This window comes from Psychrobacter sp. GW64-MNA-CIBAN-0177 (genome assembly GCF_040309585.1).
Lineage (GTDB): Bacteria > Pseudomonadota > Gammaproteobacteria > Pseudomonadales > Moraxellaceae > Psychrobacter > Psychrobacter okhotskensis.
This window is the reverse complement of the sequence record NZ_JBEOOY010000044.1, coordinates 1-5192: the sequence shown is the minus strand read 5'-3', so window position 1 is coordinate 5192 and position 5192 is coordinate 1. Positions and strand designations below refer to the sequence as shown.

Below are 5192 nucleotides of genomic sequence, written 5' to 3'. Positions count from 1 at the left end.
GTGCTTTGTACTCAACAAAAAACTTGGTAATCCGCCTCTTCAGTTTGATTTGCTTATTTCAAGTTGAGAGTGGGGTTAAACATAGAAGTCCAAAAGAAGTTTTAAAATTAAATGAACAAGCCCGTACATTGTAGCAAGCAAGCCTCGATGAAACTATCATCTAGGCGAGATACAAGGTTGGGTGTCGCAAACTCCACCCAACCTACCATTTAGTTTATGAAGGTCGCCTTGAGATGCGGTTTAGCCCCGATTGTAGCGGTTATCCTGCTCAATTGAACGAGTTGCGAGGACTAGGTTTTGGCTTGGCTACGCGGAGCAAGAGACAGGACAAACCGTAGCCCTCGCCTCGTATCAGTGAGTAGATATAAGCGAAAAGCGGGATTGGCTCCAATATTTAGCCGTTAGGTCTTGTATCTCGCCGCCAACCTACTCGACACCCAGCATCACGACATAAGATAAAAATCAAACCAGCCACTTTTCAATATTCCTTCGCAAAAAAAGGTAAGTCTTTTGACTTACCTTTTTTGATAACATTTACTTTTGAGGATATTTACTGAGTTATCTACGTTTAATGGTTCTAGTAGTTACTCCAGTAATTGCCCCACTAGTTGCGTTAGCAGGTGCTTTCGCAGCCGCTTGATAAACTGGCGTAACCTCAGGTAAGAGTGCCTGAATTTTAGCGATACGCTGCCCAGAGTTTGGATGCGTAGACATCAAAGTAGCTATGGTGTTGCTACGACCATTGGCGGCTTCCATTTTTTGCCATACTGCAACGGCAGCTTCTGGATTGTAGCCTGCCTGTGCCATCAAGCGTAGACCACCCGCATCGGCTTGTGATTCTTGGCTACGAGAAAACGGCTTATCAAGTCCGTAGTCACTAATCAAACCCAACGCATCATCACTCAAACCTGTTTTTGCCTGTAGTTCGGCACCACCTAACTGCAGCGCTAAGCCTGTCAGAATTTTTTGCCCAGCATCTTTTTTACTGTGCTCAGCTAACGCATGGGTCATTTCATGTCCCATGATCGCAGCGATCTCTGCATCCGTTAACTGTAACTTCTCTACAATACCGGTGTAAAAAGCCATCTTACCACCCGGCATTGCCCAAGCATTTAATTCAGGTGAACGTAGAACAGTGATCTGCCAATCAAAAGGGACGCCTGTCGTATTAGCGCGAACGGCGTAGGGCTTCATACGATTAAAGACTCTTTTAACTCGGATAGCAGTGGCAGACGTATTATCTACTGCGCCTTGACTATTAGCACTAGAAACCACTTGAGAGTAATTTTTAGCCGCATCGGCATTCATGCTATTGGTATCGTACCCTGACATATCAGCTATCGTAGTACAGCCTACTAAAGTAGTAATCGTCGTAAGCAATAGAGCATTTTTTATGTTATTAAAAGTTGTCATTAGACGTCCTAGTTGAGAAATATAATTAAGGTGATTGGCTAAAATAAAGGTAATGCGTTGATGAACTTAAAATCCCACTATCAAAATTTATATCATGCAATCCGCGCACTGAAAGCAATATATAATTAATAATGTGACTAAAATGTAAATGAGGTGTAAGTAATGTGTCTAAATTACCGAGTGGGAGATTATCATGGTATAAAACAAAAGTCTATTAAATTTGTAGTATATTGTTTGTTCGTTGTCTTAAGCTTTACCGACCTACCTTTGAAACATACAACTTTATCATTTTTAATAGAACCTCTACTCAGAGAGCGGCCTGCAATAAAGCCCACCTACATAAACTCTCTCTCAACATTCATCACCCGCGCATCTACGGTCCGCTCTATCTTCTCCTCTATTTGACTGCATTGTGATTCGACCTCACGTTTAGATAGCCCCACTACCACAAACGTCCATTCGCTGGCATCATGCCGATCACGCTCGCCGCTTTCACATACCGCGACACTTAGCGTATTACCAAATCGTGCATGCAAGCCACCCATACGTTGGCGTTTTTCTTTTAATGAGCTACAACCGGGTAGCGCGAAAGTCAGCGTTAAGATAGCGATATGCATTTTATTCTCCTTGCGACAGTGGTTTACGCTTTATAATAGTAGCAAATAAGCACGGCAAGTTATGCTATCGTTACCTTGCCGTATCGATACCTCATAACGACTCACACTGTTTATACTAATACCATTCATAAAAATCATAATAGCCAATATGCGTACTCGCCCAATGACTTCTATCAGCTACGTACAGCAACAGCGTATTACTCGATTATGCGTGCGCTGCGGACTACTCCTTATGCAATATGGTGCCGAGTCTGCTGTGGTGGTGGACTTGTCTAAACGTTTGGGATTCGCTTTGGGAATGAGTAGCGTAGAATGTTCGCTGAATTTTAATGCTATTACCTTGACGACCATCTGTAATGAGCGCTGTATCACCACCACTCGAGACACGATTAATCAGAGCATCAATGTCAATTTATTGGTACAAATCCAGCAAATCATCAATAAAACCGAAGCCAATACAAATAGCCACAAGCTAGATAACCATAAACTGAAGTCTGAGCTGACTGACCGCACCACCCTTGCGTTTGATGAATTAGATAAAACGGTTTATCCAACGTGGCTAGTGGGCGTGTTTGTCGGTGCATCTTGTGCTGCGTTTGCTAATCTTAATGGCGGTAGTTGGTCGATTACCGCGGTGACCTTTGTCGCTGGTATGGTCGCGATGTTCACTCGCATTTATTTGGCCAAGCAGCATTTCAATCCTTTTATCACCGTCATCGTGACGGCTTTTATCGCCTCTTTGATTGGGGCGACGACTTACTATTTTGATATTGGTAATAATGCAGATATTGCCGTTGCCTCTAGCGTGCTCTTACTAGTTCCAAGCTTTCCTTTAATCAATTCTTTCTCAGACATCTTAAAGGGCTATGTCAATATCGGCATTGGACGTGCCGTTTTTACTTATATGCTAACCTTGTCAGCGTGCGTTGGCATTGTGATGGCGCTGGTTTTACTACAAATACAGCACTGGGGATTTTGACATGTGGTTCATTGAAACCGTTGCCCTGTCGTGTATTATTACCCTTGGTTGGACACTCATGTTCAGCGTACCCAAACGCTATATTCCACCTTGTTTGCTGATGACCGCCTTTGGGTTCGGACTAAAAACAGCGCTGGTCTATCAGCACATACATCTGGTGGTAGCCAGCTTTTTTGGGGCGATGCTTGCCAGCTTTTTAGGCGTGTACTTTTCTAAAAAATATACCTTACCGCCCAAAGCGTTAATCTCGCCAAGCGTCATCTGTATGATGCCCGGTATCGCTGCTTATAAGGCGATGGTCAGTATGGTACAGATTGGCTATTTTGGCTTTTCCGACGAATTATTTAGCCAAATGATGGTGTATTTGTTTGAGGCCTTATTTGTGACTTCAGGATTGGTGCTAGGCTTATCCATTCCTGGGCTGTTATTTTATAGACGGCGCGCTATTGTTTAGATGGGCTTATAAGGTGTTAGGCTATTTTTGCCTAAATATTTTTATAGCGTGGTGCTAGCTGGCACATCTTCATAAGCAAAACCTTGTAAGATTCATTATCATACCCATTACAATAGAGTTAAAAATAACAGAATTAAAAAATAATAGACTGCAAAATTGTACCAATACGCATCAATACGTACTAAATAAAGAGACTTAACTATGACCAAACATTATGACTATATTTCCATTGGTGGCGGTAGCGGCGGGATTGCTTCAATCAACCGAGCGGCAAGCTATGGCAAAAAATGCGCCATCATCGAAGCGGAGCAATTAGGCGGCACCTGCGTAAACTGGGGCTGCGTGCCCAAAAAGGTGATGTGGTATGGCGCACAAGTGGCCGAAGCTATCGAAAAGTATGCGCCAGACTATGGTTTTGACGTTGAGTTAAAAGGCTTTGACTTTCAAAAGCTGGTCAATAGTCGTCAACAATATATCCAAAACATTCATCGCTCTTATGATAATAATTTGGCAAAGAACGGCGTTGAAGTGATAAAAGGCTTTGCCAAATTCGTCGATACCAATACGGTCGAGGTCAATGGCGAACATATCACCGCTGACCATATTTTGATCGCGACGGGTGGTCATCCTATCTTCCCTGATATCAAAGGCGCGGAACACGGTATTGATTCTGATGGGTTTTTTAGATTAAATCATTTGCCAAAACGCGTGGCTATCGTCGGGGCAGGATATATCGCGGTTGAGATCGCTGGCGTGCTCAACAGTCTGGGCGCTGAGGTACATCTGTATGTGCGTCAACATTCGCCGCTACGCTCGTTTGACCATACTATCGTAGAAGCGTTATTGATAGAGATGGAGCAAGATGGTATTCAATTGCATACTGAAACGACGCTGACGGAAGTCAATAAAAACGACGATGGCAGTTTAGAACTCTTTACCAAAGATGGTGCGCTTGATACCGTTGATTGTTTGATTTGGGCGATAGGTCGTGCGCCTTCGACGGACAATATCAATTTGGATGTTACGGGTGTGGAAACGACTGATAATGGCAAAATCAAGGTCGATAAATTCCAAAATACTAATGTCGATGGTATTTATGCGGTCGGTGATATTATCGAAAACAGTATTGATTTGACACCCGTCGCTATCGCAGCAGGTCGCCGCCTATCAGAGCGTTTGTTTAATGATAAGACAGACGAGCATTTGGTTTATGACTTGGTACCAACGGTTATCTTTACTCACCCCCCTATCGGCACGATTGGTTTGTCTGAGATTGACGCGGTTGAGCAGTATGGTAAAGACAATATCAAATGCTACACCTCGAGCTTTACCTCGATGTACAGCGCGGTAACTCAGCATCGCCAAAAATGCGTGATGAAGCTCGTTTGCTTGGGCGATGATGAAAAAGTCATCGGTTTGCATGGCATAGGTTTTGGTGTCGATGAGATGATTCAAGGCTTTGCGGTAGCGATAAAAATGGGCGCGACGAAAGCAGACTTTGATAATACGGTTGCCATTCATCCAACTGGCTCGGAAGAGTTTGTGACCATGCGTTAATGTCGCGTTGATATATGCGTTAGTTTTATAGGGTGTGTAAGTAGAGGGGCTATTCTTGAGAGAGTAGCCTTTTTTGCTAGGTTTGAGGACTATCTCGAGCCCATCCCGAATTCTGTGTAACTGCCATTTAGATTAAGTGCTTACTAATACGATCATCAAACATAATCATAAA

5 protein-coding genes are annotated in these 5192 nt (G+C 43.4%); 3 read left to right on the top strand and 2 right to left on the bottom strand.

Going from position 1 to position 5192, the window contains the following annotated elements; translation table 11 throughout:
* Window positions 1-558: 558 nt before the first annotated feature.
* Together AAEY79_RS14065 and AAEY79_RS14060 are read right to left on the bottom strand one after the other, a co-directional pair.
* Window positions 559-1413 (bottom strand): M48 family metallopeptidase, encoded by an 855-nt coding sequence (locus tag AAEY79_RS14065; protein ID WP_350588495.1) that lies wholly within the window; start codon window positions 1411-1413, stop codon window positions 559-561.
* Between the two features lie 335 nt (window positions 1414-1748).
* The gene (locus AAEY79_RS14060; protein WP_101212449.1) at window positions 1749-2030 is read right to left on the bottom strand and encodes a DUF503 domain-containing protein; all 282 of its coding nucleotides are present in this window, start codon (window positions 2028-2030) and stop codon (window positions 1749-1751) included.
* 163 nt (window positions 2031-2193) lie between these two features.
* On the opposite strand from AAEY79_RS14060, the gene AAEY79_RS14055 reads away from it, so the two are divergent.
* From AAEY79_RS14055 to gorA, 3 genes are all read left to right on the top strand, one after another.
* Window positions 2194-3009, top strand: a complete 816-nt coding sequence (locus AAEY79_RS14055) for a threonine/serine exporter family protein (protein WP_350588496.1) — start codon at window positions 2194-2196, stop codon at window positions 3007-3009.
* A gap of 1 nt (window position 3010) precedes the next feature.
* Entirely contained in the window at window positions 3011-3463 is a 453-nt protein-coding gene (locus AAEY79_RS14050) for a threonine/serine exporter family protein (protein WP_025652627.1), read from the top strand.
* A 201-nt stretch (window positions 3464-3664) separates the two neighbouring features.
* Window positions 3665-5020 carry a glutathione-disulfide reductase gene (gene gorA, locus AAEY79_RS14045; RefSeq protein ID WP_025652626.1) on the top strand — a complete coding sequence of 452 codons (1356 nt, stop codon included), beginning with the start codon at window positions 3665-3667 and terminating at the stop codon, window positions 5018-5020.
* Window positions 5021-5192 lie beyond the last annotated feature (172 nt).

Coding starts and splice junctions, on each gene's coding strand:
- AAEY79_RS14065 (WP_350588495.1), bottom strand. CDS start 1,413: ATGACAACTTTTAATAACATAAAAAATGCTCTATTGCTTACGACGATT.
- AAEY79_RS14060 (WP_101212449.1), bottom strand. CDS start 2,030: ATGCATATCGCTATCTTAACGCTGACTTTCGCGCTACCCGGTTGTAGC.
- AAEY79_RS14055 (WP_350588496.1), top strand. CDS start 2,194: ATGACTTCTATCAGCTACGTACAGCAACAGCGTATTACTCGATTATGC.
- AAEY79_RS14050 (WP_025652627.1), top strand. CDS start 3,011: ATGTGGTTCATTGAAACCGTTGCCCTGTCGTGTATTATTACCCTTGGT.
- gorA (WP_025652626.1), top strand. CDS start 3,665: ATGACCAAACATTATGACTATATTTCCATTGGTGGCGGTAGCGGCGGG.